Origin of the sequence: Lentzea sp. CA-135723, from assembly GCF_050936595.1 — a bacterium.
In the GTDB taxonomy this organism is placed as follows: domain Bacteria; phylum Actinomycetota; class Actinomycetes; order Mycobacteriales; family Pseudonocardiaceae; genus Lentzea.
In genome coordinates this window covers 883,858-899,671 of record NZ_JBNJMK010000001.1, presented here as the reverse complement: position 1 = coordinate 899,671, position 15,814 = coordinate 883,858, and the positions used below count along the sequence as shown (strand labels likewise).

The window sequence follows — 15,814 nt, the reverse complement described above, 5'->3', positions numbered from 1 at the left end:
TTCATCCACAGTGGACAGGGAGTCGCACGAGGCGCAGGCGGGACACGTCGAGCACGGCGTCGCCGCGCACCACCACCTCGGCCGGAGGGGAGTGCCCGAGGAACCCGAGCAGGCTCGCGGTGAGGCCGTAGGCGCCCACGTTGGGCACGACGACGAGGTCACCGGGCCGCACGGCGGGCATCCGCAGGCCGCGGCCGAGGGTGTCCAGCGGTGTGCAGAGCGGGCCGACCAACGTCGCGGTCACCTCACCCGGCTCCCCCGCGCCCACGGGCACGACGTCAGGCGCCAGCCGCGGCAGCCGACGCAGACCGGACATGCCACCGAGGTGGTTGACGCCGGTGTCCAGCACGACGAACAGCTCTCCCTTGGAGCGCTTGACGTCCACGACCCGCGCGACCAGGACACCGGAGTCGCCGACGAGGTGGCGGCCCGACTCGAACGCGATCACCGGCTCGCCGTCGCGCCAGCCGGGCAGCCGCCGGTCCAGCAGGCCGGTGAGCCGCGCGGCCAGGCCGGGGAACCGGGGCCGCTCACCCCGGTGCGCGTAGGGAGCGCCGAACCCGCCGCCGAGGTCGACCTCCTCCAGCCGCCCGAGCCGGCCGGCCACCGTCGCGGCGAGGTCCACGGCCACCTCGAACTGACGTGCCAGCGCGTCCTCGTCGACGAAGTTGCTGCCCATGTACAGGTGCAGTCCGGTGACGGTCGCGGCGGCGTGGCCCAGGAACGCCCCGGGATCGGCGGCGACCCACGACGCGTCCGCGCCGAACTGCGAGGCCGTGCCGGTCATGGTCAGGCCGGTGCCCGCCACGCCCTCGTCCGCGTTGACCCGCAGCAGGCACTTCGCCTCGGTCCCGTGCCGCGCCGCGTGCTCGCCGACCGCGCGCAGGTCCGTCGGCGAGTCGACGGAGAACCGGGTCACCCCGCGGGCGAACGCGTGCTCCAGCACGGCGGCGGACTTGCCCGGCCCGGTGAGCAGGACCTGTTCCGGGGGCACGCCCGCGGCCAGCGCCGCGTCCACCTCGCCGTCCGAGCTGACCTCGGCCCTGCACCCGAGGCGGGCGAGTGCTCCGACGACCGCCGGGTGGGGGTTGGCCTTGAGGGAGTAGTAGAGGATCGACGGGTCCGGGAGGGCGCGGCGCAGGTCGGCGTGCGCGGCTTCGACGGCGTCGAGGTCGTAGACGTAGGCGGGGGTGCCGGCCAGGTCGGCGACCTGCCGCGCGAGGTTCGTGGTGTGCGGGTCGGCGCCTGTCGTGGCACCGGCGGCAGGTGTGGCCCGTGTCGCGCTGCCGTTGTCCACCGCGGTCATCGCGCACCGCCCTCGCGCGCCAGCAGCTCCGCCAGCCCCTTCTTGTCCACCTTGCCGTTGACGCTGAGCGGCAGGGCGTCGAGCACCACCACCTGGCTCGGCAGCTTCTGCTCCTCCAGCCGGTCTTCCAGCTGTTCCACCAGGTACCGCACAACGAGGTCGCCCGCGACCGCCAGCCGTGCCCCCGAGGAGTCGTCCGGCGGCAGCAGAGCGGCCAGCTCCACGCCCGGCACGTCCAGTGCCGCCGCCTCGATCTCCAGGCAGCTCACCCGGATGCCGCGCTGCTTGTAGATGTCGTCGTCGCGGCCGATGAAGTAGAGGTGGCCGTCCTCGTCGAAGCGGCAGCGGTCGCCGGTGTGCAGCACCGGCTGGCCGAACGCGTCGCGGCGGAACCTGCGCGCGGTGAGGTCCGGTGCGCGCCAGTAGCCGGCCATCACGTTGGGGCCGCGCACGACCAGTTCGCCGATCTCGCCCGCGGGCAGGCGGCGGCCGTCCTCGTCGGCGGCGTAGGCCTCGGTGCCCGGCAGCGGCAGGCCGCACGAGCCGGGCCTGGTCAGGTCGGCGTTCGGCTCGGCGATGGACACGCGCTTGCACTCGGTCAGCCCGAACATCGCCACGACGTCGAGTCCCGGCACGGCCTCCCGCAGCCGCACGGAAGCCGTGACCGGCAGTGCGGCGCCGGTGTTGGTGACCATCCGCAGCCGCTCGGGCGGGCGGCCGGCGCGGCCCACGAGACGGCCCAGGGTGGAGGCGAGGCTCGGGACGAGCGGGAACACGGTGGTCTCGTGCTCCACCAGCCGCTTCAGCAGCGTGGGGCCGGCGTCCCCGTCGTCGCCGACCACCAGGCACGCTCCCGACCAGCAGGACAGGAACATCTGGTACTGGCCGTAGTCGAACGACAGGGGCAGGGGGCAGAACACGACGTCGTCGGCGCGGTAGCCGAGGCGCGACTGGATGGCGGACACGGCGAACAGCACCTGGGCGTGGGTCGAGATGACCGCCTTGGGCATGGACGTGCTGCCGGACGTGTAGATCAGCGCCACCGGGTCGGTGCCCGCGCACGCGTCGGCGGGCGGTGACCCGGACGGCGTGGCGGGCAACTCCGCCAGCCGGTGCACGGGTACGTCGGCGGTGAGGCGCCCGGCGGCCTCGTCGGTGGCCAGGACGAGCCTCGGCTCGCTGTCACCGAGGATGTGGTCGAGGTGGTACGGGCGGATGCGGTCGCTGAGCACCACGTGCAGCGCGCCGAGGCGGGAGCACGCGTGCACGAGCGCGGTCGTCTCGATCGCGTGCGGCGCGAGGAGCAGCACGCGGTCACCGCGCACGACACCCTTGCCGCGCAACCACTCCGCGTAGGCCACGGACCGGGAGCGCAGGGCCCGGTAGGTCCAGGTCTGCTCACCGCGGCGCACGGCGGGCGCGTCGGGGGTCAGCTCCGCCCGCCGGTCGAGCAGGTGGTGCAGCAGGAACGCCGTCATCGGACCGCCTCCGGAGTCGCGCCGGCGACGGTGGTCGCGAGCAGGTCGGTGAGCGAGTCGAGCGAGTCGAACGCCTCGGGGACGATGAGGTCCGCGGGCACCTCCACGCCCAGGTCGGTCTCCAGGCGCTCCAGCACGGTCACGACCGCGATCGAGTCGAACCCAGGCAGGTCGAACAACGAGCGCGCCGACCGCGGGGCGCCCGGCGGTGTGCCGAGCACCTCGGCCACCGCGTGCGCGGCCAGGTCGGCCAGTTCGTGTCTCGGAGGCCGCATCAGACTTCCTTCCCGATGGTGGTGACGAGGGCGGGCAGGTCGGCGCGGGCGACCTTGCCGGTGCTGGTGCGGGGCAGGTCCGGCACGAGGTGCACGGCGCCGGGCACCATGTAGCCGGGCAGCCTGGCCCGGCAGTGCGCGAGGACGTCCGCGCCGGTGAGGGCGTCGCGGTCCGGCCGGGGCACGACCAGCGCGTGCAGCCGGTGGGTCAGCTCGGGGTCGGGAACGGCGACGACCACCACCTCGGCCACGTCCGGGTGGGTGCCGGCGGCGGCCTCCACGTCCCCCAGCTCGACCCGGTAACCCCGCGTCTTGACCAGTCCGTCGCGGCGGCCCAGCAGGTGCAGCAGGCCGTCGGCGTCGCGCCGCGCGATGTCGCCGGTGCGGTAGCAGCGCCGCCGTCCGCCGGGCGTGGGCAACTCGACGGTCGCACCGGCCGTGAGGTCCGGCCGCCCGAGGTAGCCGGGGGTCACGCAGTCGCCCGCCACCACCAGTTCGCCTTCGGCCACGCCGTCGAACGACGCCGTGCCGTCCTGGCCGAGCAGTCCGATGAGGGCGCCGCCGACAGGCCGGCCGACGGGCACGCGGCTGTCCGGGTCGGGCGGGCCGTCCAGCACGTGGCTGGTGATGACGTTGGTCTCGATCGGGCCGTAGAGGTTGGCGACGGCCGTGTGCGGGAGCGCGCGCATCAGCTCGGCGAGCGCGGCGGCGCGGAACTCCTCCCCCGCGTACAGCAGGCGCCGCAACGCGGGCAGGCCGTCGGTGCGCAGCGTCGAACGCCGCAGCAACGCGGTCAGCGCCGACGGCACCGCGTACAGGTGGGTGATCGCCCGCTCGGCAAGAAACCGTTGCAGCGCTTGGGGGAACAGCGCGTGCCGCTCCGGCACGGGATGCAGCTCGGCGCCCGCGCCCAGGCCGACGTAGACGTCGTAGACGGGCAGGTCGAAGTGCAGCGGCGCGTGCACCGCCACCCGGTCGCCCGGTGCCAGCGGGAACGCGGTGGCCGCCCAGTCGACGAACGCGGCGGCGTTGCGGTGGGTGATCACGACGCCCTTGGGGGTGCCGGTGGAGCCGGAGGTGTAGAGGACGTAGGCCTCGTCGTCGGGGTGGAGCGCCGGGAAGCCGGTGGTGGGGACGCTGGAGGCCGGGGAGTCGGAGGCCGGGGAGCCAGTGGCCGGGACGTCGGAGACCGAGGAGTCGAAGGCCGGGAAGCCGGTGGCGGGGACGTCGGAGGCCGGAGAGTCGGAGGCTGGGGAGTCGGAGGCCGGCGAGTCGGAGGCCGGGGAGCCTGGCTCGAAGGCGACCGGGCCGCCCGCGCCGTCGACCGGCACCACGGGCACACCCAGGTCGTCGCCCCCGATCGCGACGGCACACCCGGAGTCCGCCACCACGAACCGCCGCCGCTCCACCGGAGCCGAGGGGTCCACCGGCACGTAAGCGCACCCGGCCCGCAGCACGGCGAGCATCGCGACCACCGTGCCCGGCTGCTTGGTGCTGACCACGGCGACCCGGCCACCGGGCGCGACCCGCTGCGACAGCGCCGACGCCAGACCGTCGACGGCGTGGACCAGCGAGCGGTAGGAGGTCGTCGCGCCGGTGGCGTCGACGAGGGCGGTGGCGTCCGGTGTCCGCCGGGCGGCGTCCAGGACGCGGTCGAGCACGGTGGTCATGCCGCGCTCCCCGTCGTCTCCACGACCCAGCGGGCGACCGCGGTCTCGTGCTCGGCCGCTGTCCGGACGGCGTCGAGCACCGAGCGCGGCGCCGCCCTGCCCGCGTGGACGCGGCGGGTGGCCACGTAGGCCATCTCGGACGCCTTGCGCCACGCGGGGACCAGCTCGGCCTCGAAGCGGGCGGGCAGGTCCTCCAGGCCGATGCGCCGCAGCTCGGCGCGCACGTCGACCAGCCACAGGCGGTGCAACGACCTGTCCCGCACGAGCAGCCAGACCTGCAGGGCCAGGTTGTCCACCGCCTCCCGGTCGAGGTCGGCGTGGCCGTCGGACAGCCGGGCGAACGAGCCGTCGCGGTGCGCGGCGAGGATCCCCTCCGCGTTGGTGCGGACCTGGTGCGGCACGTCCACGGGTGTGGGCTCGCCGACCCGGTCGAGCACGGCCCACGAACCGCCGCCGAGGGCGAGCGCCACGTCCGCCAGGCCGATCTTGGTCGTCACGGGTGCGGCGCGTCCGTAGGCGGTGGCGTTGTCGTAGGGGTCCACGACGTGCAGCACCGGTTCACCGAGAGAGTCCATGCCCTCCACGACGAAGCCGTGCGCCATGTGTTCGTTGCGGTGGTACGGCAGCCACGGCATGTGGAAGGCGTCGCCGACGACCAGCACGGCCCTGCCCGCGCGCAGTTCGGTGTGCCAGGCCTGGACGGCCGCCGCGACGTCGCCGCCGACGTCGCGCCAGCGGGGCAGGAAACCGGTCCGGGTGGCGAGCCACGGGTCCTGGTCGCGGGACGGCAGGTTCAGCCGGGGAGGCCCGGCGGAGTCCTCGATCAGGCAGAACTTCCAGCGCGACGCGAACGGTGTCCGGACGTCGTCGGCCCCCGCCTGCGCCAGCAGCAGCGCGAGGTCGTCGGAGACGCAGTCCAGGAAGGGTGAGTCGACCCGGTTCAACAAAGCCGCGCAGGGTGCGAACGCGAGCGATTGGACAAATGCGACCACGCAATTCTCCCCTAGAACGAATAACAAACCGTTTCAAACGAACGCGTTCGAGCGGCGTGCACGAATACGTGTACACGCGGCCAAAACGACCCAAACCACAGGTTTCCCCAGACCGGATGTGAGGACCGCTCGCTGTTTGACGGCGCCCGCCCAGGCCTCCCCGATTACCGCAGACAGGTCATTCGTACTGCCGCGCCAGAGGGCACGCAAGTGCGGCAATTTTGGTGGAACAGGTTTACTTTCGAGTGCGAGACCAGCGGCGACACGCTTCAGCGGCTCAAACGCCACCAGTCGGACCAACGCGCCGACCGGCTGGCGCAATCGGGCGAGGACCAGACGAACGAGCACGGCCCGAGAATTGATCCAGAGGGGTCACACTTTTCTTCGTCCTGTTCGGACGTTCGACTTCCGGCCATTTTCGGCGATCGAGTTGTGAAAGGATCGCAGTTCTGCTTCCGTGAGGACCGTCGACATTTAATCGCGGAACCGGACGGTGTCATGATCGAAACCATTGTGTCGAACGCGCGTCGAGCCCGCGGCACGGCTCCGCCGGTGGGCGACCCGGCGTACGCGTTCTTCGCGGACGCGGTGCGAAGACGACTCGTGGAGTGCTGGGACGAGGTGCTGGCGGCCAACGGGGCGGACGTGCGCTCCGCCCGTGACGCGGGCCTGTCACCGTCCATGGTGGAGCGGATGGGACTGACCACGGCGCACCGCGACGCCCTCGTCGAACTGACCCGGCGCGTCGGGGAGGACCTGCCGGCGGTGACCGCTCCGGGGCCAGAGGTGCGGGGCGCCGGGCGCAGCAGGGCCCGCTCGGTGGCCAGGCCGCTGGGCGTGCTGCTGATGGTCTACGAGTCACGCCCGATGGTGACGCTGGACAGCGCCGTGCTCGCGGTGTGCACGGGCAACGCCGTGCTCCTGCGCGGAGGCAGCGAATGCCGCGGCTGCAACGCCGTGCTGGCCGGGATCATCGCGTGGGCGTTGCGGGAGTCCGGGCTGCCGGAGCACCTGGCGCAGGTGCTGCTGGACACCGACCGGGCCGGTCTGCGCGAGCTGATGAGGCGGGACGACGCGATCGACGTCCTGCTGCCCCGCGGCGGCGCGGGGCTCGTGTCCTACTGCCGCACCGCCTCCCGGATCCCGGTGATCGCGGGCGGGGCGGGCGTCAACCACCTGTACGCGCACGAGTCGGCCGACCCGGACGAGGCCGTCCGCCTGGTCCTCGACAGCAAGCTGCCCGACCCGGCCGGCTGCACCGCCCTGGAGATGCTGCTGCTGGACGAGGGCCTGGCCGACGGCTTCTTCGCCGCGTTGAGCGACCGGCTGCACGAACCGGACGTGCGCGAGCTCGTCCTGTGCACACCCGCCGAGGTGTCGGAACGGCTCCCCGAGAAGCTCACCGAGGTGCTGGAAGTGCGGGCGCTGGCGGACAACGACGACGGCCGCGAGTTCCTCGACACCACGCTCGGCGTGCGGGTCGTGTCCGGTGTGGACGAAGCCGTGCGGCACGTGCGGCGGTTCGGCACCGGGCACACGGAAGGGGTCGTGGCGCGCTCGGCGGAGGTGGCCGAGCACTTCACCGCACGCGTCGACGCGGCCGCTGTCGTGGTCAACGGCTCGTTGCGGCTGCACGACGGACCCACGATGGGCACGGGTCCGGAGATCGCGATCAGCACCGGCCGGCTGCACGTGCGCGGCCCGGTCGGCCTGTCCGCCCTGCTCACCAGGAGCTGGGTGGTCGACGGAGGCGGGACCGTCCGGTTCCGCCACGACCCGCAGGGGGAGGACCGATGACGGACGCGCGCGACGAGGTCAACGCGGCGGTGAAGAAGATGGTGGTGGCCGAGTCACGGCTCACGATCGACCCGGCCACGGTGGGCGACGCCGAGCCGTTGAACGGCGAGGTGCTGCGGGTGACCTCGGTCGGCTTCCTGTCCATGTTGATCCGGCTGGAGGACGAGCTGGGCGTGACGCTGCCGGACGACCTGTTCGCGGGCCGCAGCTTCCACACCGTGGCCGACCTGGTGGACGTGGTGACGCCCACCTGCACGGGTCAGAGGGCCGGATGAGCGCGCCCGCCACCTCGGAGGAGGCTGGCACGCGGGCGTTGAGCTGCTACACCGCGAACCTCGCCCGCTACCTGCTGCGCGACGCCCCGGACGCGCTCGACGCCATCGCCGGATCGGTGCACCTTGCCGTGCGGGTGGACGAGGACTCGCTCGCGATGTCGCACCACGCCGCACCGCTGCACGAGATGCCACCGGACGGGACGCTGGCGCACGCGTCGGCGGCGACCGGCGAAGCCGCGTTGGCCGCTGTCTGCGAGGAGCTGGAGCGGCACGGCCAGGTCGTCGTCGCGGCCTCCAGCGCGGCGCTGCCGTGGTCGGTCGCCCGTCCCGAGGACAGCGCACCGCACCTGCTGCTGGTCGACGGCCGCGACCACCGCGGGTGGCACGTGGTGGACGACTTCGCCGCCCTGCTCCCGGAAGGTCGGCAGGAACCGTTCGAGGGACGGCTGGACGACGCCGCGCTGGTCTCCGCGATGACGCCTGCCGGGTCACGGCCGGAACACCGGTTGCGCGACGAGCACCTGTTCGGCGTGCCCGTGCCACCACCGCCCGCCGACCGCTACCGGTGGTTCGTGCTCGATCCCACCGGGCACCGCTCCCCCGGCCTACCGGACGGCTGGCGGACCGGCGCGGACGCCATCGGGGCGCTCGGCGAGTTCTGGGGCGCGCTGGGCGAGCACCCCGGCCGCGCGAGGTTCCTGGACGACGTGTGGGCCGCCTCCCAGCACCACACGTTCCGCTATGCGCGGCTGCTGCACACCAGGCACCCCTCCGACCAGGACGCGGAGACGTTCCGGACCGCCTGCGCCGCGTGGCGCGACCTCCCGATGGCGCTGCACTTCGCGGTGCGCTCCGCCGAACGGGGCCGGTCGAGGCCCGCTGTCGTGAAAGCGACGTTCGGCCACCTGCTCGCCGTGGAAAGCGCTGCCCGGCGAGTGATCGGGAACTACGGCTACCTTTCCGAGACATGACGGTTGAACTGTGGATGCGCAGCGAGGTGCGGGCGACCGAACGCCGTGCGCCGATCACGCCCGCCGACGCCGCCTCGCTCGTGCGCGAAGGCTTCGTCGTGACCATCGAGGAGTCCGCGCAACGCGTGCACCCGATCGAGGACTACGCCGCCGCGGGCTGCTCCGTGGCCGAGGCGGGCAGCTGGGTCGACGCGCCGCAGGACACCGTGGTGATCGGGTTGAAGGAGCTGCCGGAGGACCCACCCGAGTTGCGGCACCGGCACATCTTCTTCGGGCACGCCTACAAGCAGCAGGAAGGCGCGGAGCGGCTGCTGCGGCGGTTCGACGCGGGCGGCGGCGTGCTGCTCGACCTGGAGTACCTGACCGACGACTCCGGCCGGCGGCTCGCGGCGTTCGGTTACTGGGCGGGGTACGTGGGGGCGGCGCTGGCGGTGCTGCACCACCGCGGTGTGCTCGCGGCGCCGCTGCAGCCGACGTCCGTGCCCGATCTGGACGCGTTGCTGGCGGGCGGCGACCCGATGAGCGCTGTGGTGGTCGGCGCGCTGGGGCGGTGTGGCCGCGGCGCCGAACGGGCGTTGACGGCCGCGGGCCTCGACCCGACGCTCTGGGACCTCGCCGAGACGCGTGACCTGGACCGGCCCGCGCTGCTGCGGCACGAGGTCATGGTCAACGCCGTCCTCACGTCCTCCCCCGTGCCGCCGTTCCTGCGGCCCGAGGACCTGGACGCTCCAGAGCGCGCGCTGCGGACCGTGTGCGACGTGACGTGCGACGTCGGCTCGCCGTTCAACGTCCTGCCGATCTACGACACCACGACGAGCTGGGAGCAGCCCGCACGGGCGCTGCGCGACGCACCGCCGTTGGACCTCATCGCGATCGACAACCTCCCGTCGCTGGTGCCGCTGGAGGCCACCGACGCGTTCTCCGCGGACCTGCTGCCGCTGCTGCGAGACCTGCCGCAGGCGACCTCGCCCTGGCACCGTGCCGAACGGCTGTTCCACGACACCGTCACCTCGATGAAGGAGACGTCCCGATGACGGACCTCGTCCCGCCCACCGGCCGGGTGCACTGGATCGGCACCGGCCTGTCCACCGGCAGCGGCCTGAACGTGCTCGCGGAGTCGCACGACGTGCTGCTCTGGGCGCGCACCGAGGAGAAGGCCGAGCGGTGCCTGGCCCGGCTCGGCCTGACCGGGAAGGCGGGCGTGCGGCGGTTCGGCCACGACGCGCTGGCCGCCGAACTGCGCGCGGGCGACGTGGTCGTGTCGATGCTGCCCGCCCCCGAACACCCGGTGCTGGTGCGGCTGTGCCTGGAGCGGGGCGCGCACTTCGCGTGCTCCAGCTACGCCTCCGACGAGCTCGTCACGCTCGGGCAGGACGCCGCGGACCGCGGTGTGGTCGTGCTGGCCGAGGCGGGTCTCGACCCCGGCATCGACCACCTGTACGCGCACCTGCTCGTGGAGCGTGCGAAGGAGGAGATCGGCGCGGACACCCCGGCGTCGGCGGTGTTCACGTCCTACTGCGGTGGCCTGCCGGCCGAGCCGAACGAGTTCCGCTACCGCTTCAGCTGGGCGCCGCGCAGCGTGCTCACCGCGCTGCGCACACCCGCCCGGTACGTGGAGGACGGCGGCGAGCACGTCGCCGAGCGGCCGTGGGAGGCGACCAGGACGCAGGTCGTCGGCGGCGAGGCGTTCGAGGTGTACCCCAACCGCGACAGCGTGCCGTTCATCGAGCAGTACCAGGTGCCCCCGGCGTGGCGGCTGGAGTCGTTCGTCCGGGGCACCCTGCGGCTGGCGGGCTGGCGCGAGGCCTGGTCGGAGGTGTTCGCCGTGGTGCGGGACGGCGACGACGACGCCGTCTCCGCACTGGCGGGCGAGCTGGCCGAGAAGTACCCCATGGGTGACGACGACCTCGACCGGGTCGTGCTCGCCGTGACCCTGGCCCTGGAGACCGGGGACGGACGGCGCTGGTCGGGCGAGTACGTGCTCGACCTGGTGGGAGACCGGGAGGAGACGGCGATGGCGCGGACGGTGTCGGTGACGCTGGCGTGCGGTGTGGCCGACGTCCTGGCGGGCCGCACGCAACCGGGCCTGAACCGCGCGACGGCCGGATCCGCCGCACGCTGGCTGGGCTTCCTGTCCGAGCACGGCGTGCGGAGCGAGCTGAGGGTGCCTTCGCAGGACGCGTGACGCCTCGTCGCCGGCCGGCGCAACGGCACCGCCGCGCCGGCCGAGCCGCCGGCCTGCGTCGCCTCCGCGCCGTGATCGCGGAGCTCGATCGAGCCGAGACGGCGACGAGGAAGGTCAGTCGACGCAGTCGGCGGTCTTCACGCACGGCCTGCTGACCAGCAGCTTGCCCTTCTCGTCGGTGAGGTCGAGCCGGACGCGAAAGGCGCCGCCGACGACGTCGACCGGCACGTTCACGGTGTCGCTGTAGACCTTGTTGCACGCGCCCGGCCACCACGGCGGCCGATGCTCGCGGCCGCTGTTGTCGAAGGCGAACGGCCGCAGCTCGCGGCAGTAGCCGGCCTTGATCGAGAAGTCGACGTCCACGGAACGCGCGTGCCAGCGCAGGGTGCCCACGGCGTAGCTGGCTCCGTAGTCGAGCCTGAACTTGGTGCTGGGGTCGGCCGCGTGCGCGGCCGGGGCGGCGAACATCGAGGCCACGATCGCCGCGACGGCCACCATCGCGCCCGATCGCGTGGCGTGGCGGATGGGATTCTCGAGCACCACCGTTGTTCTCCTTCGTTGAACGGCATCTGGCGCACCAGGTGTACGCCGTTCTCGTTGTCCGGCGCCGGAAGTGCTGCCGCCTGACATCAACGAGCTGACAACGGGTCAGGCCGGGCAGGGTCGCTCGTAGGACAGGCCGGGGAAGTAGCGCTCCCACTCGGCCTCGGTGATCGCGGTCGTGACGTGGTCGCAGGCGTGCGCGACGGTCTCCGCGACGTCGGTGCCCAGCAGGCGGACCGACCTGTCCCAGCCTCCGCTGATCAGAGTGCGGCCGTCGGGGCTGAAGACCACGACCTCCACCGCGTCCCAGTGGCCGGAGAGGGTGTCCGGACCGGTCACGTGGCGGGGATCGGTCACGTTCCACAGGCGCGCGGTGCGGTCGTCTCCCGCGGTGGCCAGAGTGTTGCCGTCCGGGCTGAAGGCCACCGAGTAGACGCTGTCCTCGTGGCCGTTGAGGGTGGCGACCGGTGCCGGCTCGCGGGGGTTCGAGACGTCCCACAGGCGGGTGGCGCGGTCGTCGCCGACCGTGGCCAGGGTGGCGCCGTCGGGGCTGAACGCCAGCTCGTACACCCCGCCGTCGTGGCCCTCGGCGGTGGCGAGCGCCGTCGGCCGGCGGGGATCGGCGACGTCGAACAGCCGGATGCCCTGCCCGTCGCCGACCGCGGCCAGGGTGGCGCCGTCCGGGCTGAACCCGGCGTCGTAGAGGACGTCGGCGAACCCGTCGAGCACGGCCGCCTCGGTGGGCTGGTTCGGGTTAGAGACGTCCCACAGCCGCACCGTGCGGTCCCAGCCGGCGGACACCAGCGTGCGGCCGTCCGGGCTGAACTCGACGGCGTGGACGTTCTCGGTGTGGCCGGTCAGGACGGCGGCCCGCACCGGGTTGCGCGGGTCGGTGATGTTCCAGAGCCGCACGCTGCGGTCGAACCCCGACGTCGCCAGGGTGCGGCCGTCCGGGCTGAACGCCACCCCGTAGATCTCCTCGGTGTGGCCGGTCAGGACGGCGATCTCCACCGGCCGGCGCGGGTCGGTGACGTCCCACAGCCGCGCGGTCCGGTCCTCGCTGCCCGTCGCCATCGTGCGGCCGTCCGGGCTGAGCGCGAGGGACAGGACCTCGGCGTCCTGCCGGACCACCGCGAGCGGGAGCGTGCTGAGCAGGCCGTCGCTGGTGTGAGCCGACGGCGCCAGCCGGTACGCGGCCAGGGCCAGCTGCACGGCCAGCTGCGGGTTGGCGGGGTAGAGGTCGGCGGCCTCCTCCGCGACGACCTGGGCGCGGGCGGTGTTGCGCTGCTCAGCGGCCCTGCGCTGGGCGTACGCGGCGACGAACGTCGCGGTGACGGCGAGCAGGGACACCACGCTGAGCAGCACGACGAGCCTGCGGAGCCGGCGGCTGCCGGCGATTTCGGCGGACCGGCTGGCGGTGAGGAAGTCGCGTTCGCGCGGTGCCAGCGCGGCGTCGTGCCCCGCCGCCCACTCGAGCGTCATCGCGAGCCGCATGCCCCGGAACAGAGCGCCGCTGTCCTTGCTCTCCGACTCCCAGGCGTCGGCGGCGGTGGTGAGCCTGCGGTGCAGGCGCAGGCTCTCGCGGTCCTCGTGCAACCAGCCGTGCAGCCGCGGCCACGCCCGGATCAACGCCTCGTGCGTGATCTCGACCCCGTCGCCGTCCCTGGCCAGCAGGCGCGCGGCGGTGAAGGCCTCGAGCACCTCCGCCAGGCCGGGAGCGTCGCCGAGCTCGCCGACGGTCAGCCGTCTTTTCGTGTCCTCCGTGCCCTCCCCCAGCGCGACCAGTCTTCCGAACAACGTCCTGGCCAGCGTCCGCTGTGCCTCGTCCAGGCCCGCGAACACGGTCTCCGCGGTGCGGCTCAACGCGCCGTCGAGCCCGCCCGCCTGCTGGAACCCGGTGACCGAAAGCCGGGAACCGCTGCGGCGCGCCCACACCTCCAGCAGCACGTGCGACAGCAGCGGCAGCACCCCCGGCCTGCCGTGCGCCTGCGTGATCAGGTCCGCCACCAGCGGGTTCTCCACGGTGAGCTGCAGCTGCCTGGCGGGCGCCACGATGGCCTGGCGCAGTTCTTCGGCGGTCATCGGCCCGGCGAGGACCTGGCCGTCCGGCAGGGCGTCGGCCAGCGCCGGGTGGGCGGAGCAGTGCGCGAAGAAGTCCGACCGCACGCCGAGCAGGACGCGGCACCGGCTGCCCGGCGCGTTCGCCGCGACAGCGAGCGCGGCGATGAACCGGGCCCGCTCGTCCTCGTCGTCGCAGAGCGTGAAGACCTCCTCGAACTGGTCGACGACGATCACCACCTCCTCGCCGGCCGACACCTGCGCGACGAGCCGGTGCAACGCCCGGTCGTCGCGCCACCCGTCCATCACCGCCGCCGCGGTCACGCCGAGCTTGGCCGCGAGCAGGACCGAGCACCGTTCGACCGGATGCGTCCCCGGGGTGAACAGCAGCGCCGTCTTCCCCTGCGCGGTGACCGAGGGGAGCACGCCCGCCCGCAGCACCGACGACTTGCCCGACCCGGAGGCGCCGAACAGCAGCACCAGCCGTTGCGGCTTGCCGACGATCTCGGCCACCAGCCGCTCGCGCCCGAAGAACAGGTGCGCGTCGTCCGGCCCGAACGCGCGCAGTCCCACGTAGGGCGCGCCGCTGACGTCCTCGGCAGTCATCGGCGCGCGCCCCTCGTTGAGCTCGGCCGCGAGCGCGTGCCAGCGCCGTTCCCACTCGGCGGCGTCGCCCTCGCAGGCCCGCACGTACGCCAGCACCACGGCCAAGCTGGGCAGCTTCCGCCCGCTCGCGGCCTCCGACAGCGTTGTCGACGAGTAGTGCGCGGTGCCGCCCATGGCGCGGTAGGACGGGGTGCCCGCCTTCGTGCGCAGCAGTCTCAGGTCGGCGGCGAAGTCCACGAGCGGCGAGCCGTCACGGACCAGTTCACGTTCACCCCGCGGCACGGTCGATCATCCCCTCGACGAGACGGCCGCGCGCCACGCTTGAAGGCCTCGAGAAACGTCGCCACGTCGACGCCACTAAAGCACAGGCGGCCCACTGAGGTTGAGCGCGAGGTAGCCGAACGGTGACGGACAGCAACACGGATGCGCGACGGCCAACGAGGGCTGGAGCAGCTGGTCGCCGCCGCCGGCCGGGTCGGCCGGCGGGTGGCCTCTCAGGACGTCAGCGGCGGCGCAGTGCCGGCTGTTCGAGTTGTGGCGGCACGTACGCCACGTCGATCGGACCGACATCGGTACCGGGCGCGACGATCTCGTCGATGCGGTCCAGCACGTCGTCGCCGAGAACAGTGCCGGCTCCCGCGAGCAGGTCGTCGAGCTGCTGCGGCGTGCGGGGGCCGATGATCGCCGAGGTGACGGCCGGGTGAGCGGTGACGAACCCCAGCGCGAGGTGGGGCAACGACATCCCGGCGTCCCCCGCCACCGCGGCGAGTTCTTCGACGGCGTCGAGCTTGCGTTCGTCGGTCATGTGCCGGCGGGCCCAGTGCAGACGCCCGGCGGACGGGGTTTCGGTGCCACCGCGGCGAAGTCTGCCGGACAGCAGCCCCATCGACAGCGGGCTCCACACCAGGACGCCGAGCCCGTGGCGCTGGCAGACAGGAAGGATCTCGCGCTCCACTCCCCTGTTGAGGATCGAGTAGTGCGGTTGCTCGCTGCGGAACCGGGCGAGCCCCCGCCGTTCCGAGACCCACTGGGCTTCGACGATGTCCGACGGCGGCAGGTTGGAGTGGCCGATCGCGCGGACCTTGCCCGCCCGCAGCAGATCGGTCAACGCCCCCAGCGTCTCCTCGACATCGGTGCCGGGCTCGGGGTGGTGCACCTGGTAGAGGTCGATGTGGTCCACACCGAGGCGCCGCAGGGAGCCCTCGACGGCCGAGACGATCCAGCGCCGCGAACTGCCGCGCCGGTTGGGATCCGGACCCATCGGGCCGTTGAACTTGGTGGCGAGCACGACGTCGTCGCGACGCCCCCGCAGAGCCTCGCCGAGGATCCGTTCGGTCTCTCCGTCGCCGCCGTAGACGTCGGCGGTGTCGATCGTGTTGATGCCCTGGTCGAGTGCACTGTGAACGATGCGCACGCACTCGTCGCGGTCGGGATTGCCGTACGGGCCGAACATCATCGTGCCCAGCGTGTAGACGCTGACCTGGATGCCGGTGCGGCCAAGGGGACGTGTGTACAAGCGGATTCCTCGGGGACGGCAGGGCCGGCGATCATCGGTCCTCTGCAGCGGTGGCGCCGGGTGTTTCCGGCGACGAGCACCACGATGTCCGAAGTAGCGGACAAGGAACGTCCGCTACTTCGTCCGTCACGTCGCCAAACGT

General features: G+C 73.1%; 13 protein-coding genes. 5 read left to right on the top strand and 8 right to left on the bottom strand.

Going from position 1 to position 15,814, the window contains the following annotated elements:
- Position 1: 1 nt before the first annotated feature.
- Genes ACQEU1_RS03645 through ACQEU1_RS03625 form a run of 5 tightly spaced genes read right to left on the bottom strand, consistent with a single transcriptional unit; the run spans position 2 to position 5,721 of the window.
- On the bottom strand, positions 2 to 1,306 hold the full coding sequence (locus tag ACQEU1_RS03645; RefSeq protein WP_433196182.1) for a type III PLP-dependent enzyme: 1,305 nt from the start codon (positions 1,304 to 1,306) through the stop codon (positions 2 to 4).
- Positions 1,303 to 2,784, bottom strand: coding sequence for a class I adenylate-forming enzyme family protein (locus ACQEU1_RS03640; protein ID WP_433196180.1), 1,482 nt, complete (start codon positions 2,782 to 2,784; stop codon positions 1,303 to 1,305). Before ACQEU1_RS03640 ends, ACQEU1_RS03645 begins: the two co-directional genes overlap by 4 nt.
- Positions 2,781 to 3,059, bottom strand: a complete 279-nt coding sequence (locus ACQEU1_RS03635; protein WP_433196178.1) for an acyl carrier protein — start codon at positions 3,057 to 3,059, stop codon at positions 2,781 to 2,783. Before ACQEU1_RS03635 ends, ACQEU1_RS03640 begins: the two co-directional genes overlap by 4 nt.
- Positions 3,059 to 4,729, bottom strand: a complete 1,671-nt coding sequence (locus ACQEU1_RS03630) for an amino acid adenylation domain-containing protein (protein ID WP_433196176.1) — start codon at positions 4,727 to 4,729, stop codon at positions 3,059 to 3,061. Before ACQEU1_RS03630 ends, ACQEU1_RS03635 begins: the two co-directional genes overlap by 1 nt.
- Complete coding sequence (locus tag ACQEU1_RS03625) at positions 4,726 to 5,721, bottom strand: hypothetical protein (protein WP_433196174.1); 996 nt, start codon at positions 5,719 to 5,721, stop codon at positions 4,726 to 4,728. The genes ACQEU1_RS03630 and ACQEU1_RS03625 overlap by 4 nt, the downstream gene beginning before the upstream one ends.
- A 498-nt stretch (positions 5,722 to 6,219) precedes the next feature.
- Between ACQEU1_RS03625 and ACQEU1_RS03620 the strand changes: the two genes are divergently transcribed.
- From ACQEU1_RS03620 to ACQEU1_RS03600, 5 genes are read left to right on the top strand one after another with little or no spacing between them, the layout of a single operon-like run.
- Complete coding sequence (locus ACQEU1_RS03620) at positions 6,220 to 7,518, top strand: glutamate-5-semialdehyde dehydrogenase (RefSeq protein ID WP_433196172.1); 1,299 nt, start codon at positions 6,220 to 6,222, stop codon at positions 7,516 to 7,518.
- On the top strand, positions 7,515 to 7,793 hold the full coding sequence (locus tag ACQEU1_RS03615) for an acyl carrier protein (RefSeq protein WP_433196170.1): 279 nt from the start codon (positions 7,515 to 7,517) through the stop codon (positions 7,791 to 7,793). The genes ACQEU1_RS03620 and ACQEU1_RS03615 overlap by 4 nt, the downstream gene beginning before the upstream one ends.
- On the top strand, positions 7,790 to 8,764 hold the full coding sequence (locus tag ACQEU1_RS03610) for a hypothetical protein (RefSeq protein ID WP_433196168.1): 975 nt from the start codon (positions 7,790 to 7,792) through the stop codon (positions 8,762 to 8,764). Before ACQEU1_RS03615 ends, ACQEU1_RS03610 begins: the two co-directional genes overlap by 4 nt.
- Positions 8,761 to 9,798, top strand: a complete 1,038-nt coding sequence (locus ACQEU1_RS03605; RefSeq protein ID WP_433196166.1) for a saccharopine dehydrogenase — start codon at positions 8,761 to 8,763, stop codon at positions 9,796 to 9,798. Before ACQEU1_RS03610 ends, ACQEU1_RS03605 begins: the two co-directional genes overlap by 4 nt.
- Complete coding sequence (locus ACQEU1_RS03600; RefSeq protein ID WP_433196164.1) at positions 9,795 to 10,949, top strand: saccharopine dehydrogenase family protein; 1,155 nt, start codon at positions 9,795 to 9,797, stop codon at positions 10,947 to 10,949. Before ACQEU1_RS03605 ends, ACQEU1_RS03600 begins: the two co-directional genes overlap by 4 nt.
- Before the next feature lie 114 nt (positions 10,950 to 11,063).
- Here the strand turns inward: ACQEU1_RS03600 and ACQEU1_RS03595 are convergent, their stop codons facing one another.
- The 3 genes from ACQEU1_RS03595 to ACQEU1_RS03585 all read right to left on the bottom strand — a co-directional run bounded on the left by ACQEU1_RS03595 (position 11,064) and on the right by ACQEU1_RS03585 (position 15,672).
- Positions 11,064 to 11,492 (bottom strand): hypothetical protein, encoded by a 429-nt coding sequence (locus ACQEU1_RS03595; RefSeq protein WP_433196162.1) that lies wholly within the window; start codon positions 11,490 to 11,492, stop codon positions 11,064 to 11,066.
- A 105-nt stretch (positions 11,493 to 11,597) separates the two neighbouring features.
- Positions 11,598 to 14,438 carry a hypothetical protein gene (locus ACQEU1_RS03590; RefSeq protein WP_433196160.1) on the bottom strand — a complete coding sequence of 947 codons (2,841 nt, stop codon included), beginning with the start codon at positions 14,436 to 14,438 and terminating at the stop codon, positions 11,598 to 11,600.
- A 220-nt stretch (positions 14,439 to 14,658) separates the two neighbouring features.
- Complete coding sequence (locus ACQEU1_RS03585) at positions 14,659 to 15,672, bottom strand: aldo/keto reductase (RefSeq protein ID WP_433196158.1); 1,014 nt, start codon at positions 15,670 to 15,672, stop codon at positions 14,659 to 14,661.
- Positions 15,673 to 15,814: the final 142 nt, after the last annotated feature.

Bases quoted from the DNA above. Each gene is read 5' to 3' on its own strand.
- ACQEU1_RS03615 (WP_433196170.1), top strand. From the start codon at position 7,515: ATGACGGACGCGCGCGACGAGGTCAACGCGGCGGTGAAGAAGATGGTG.
- ACQEU1_RS03635 (WP_433196178.1), bottom strand. From the start codon at position 3,059: ATGCGGCCTCCGAGACACGAACTGGCCGACCTGGCCGCGCACGCGGTG.
- ACQEU1_RS03630 (WP_433196176.1), bottom strand. From the start codon at position 4,729: ATGACCACCGTGCTCGACCGCGTCCTGGACGCCGCCCGGCGGACACCG.
- ACQEU1_RS03610 (WP_433196168.1), top strand. From the start codon at position 7,790: ATGAGCGCGCCCGCCACCTCGGAGGAGGCTGGCACGCGGGCGTTGAGC.
- ACQEU1_RS03605 (WP_433196166.1), top strand. From the start codon at position 8,761: ATGACGGTTGAACTGTGGATGCGCAGCGAGGTGCGGGCGACCGAACGC.
- ACQEU1_RS03640 (WP_433196180.1), bottom strand. From the start codon at position 2,784: ATGACGGCGTTCCTGCTGCACCACCTGCTCGACCGGCGGGCGGAGCTG.
- ACQEU1_RS03600 (WP_433196164.1), top strand. From the start codon at position 9,795: ATGACGGACCTCGTCCCGCCCACCGGCCGGGTGCACTGGATCGGCACC.
- ACQEU1_RS03620 (WP_433196172.1), top strand. From the start codon at position 6,220: ATGATCGAAACCATTGTGTCGAACGCGCGTCGAGCCCGCGGCACGGCT.
- ACQEU1_RS03645 (WP_433196182.1), bottom strand. From the start codon at position 1,306: ATGACCGCGGTGGACAACGGCAGCGCGACACGGGCCACACCTGCCGCC.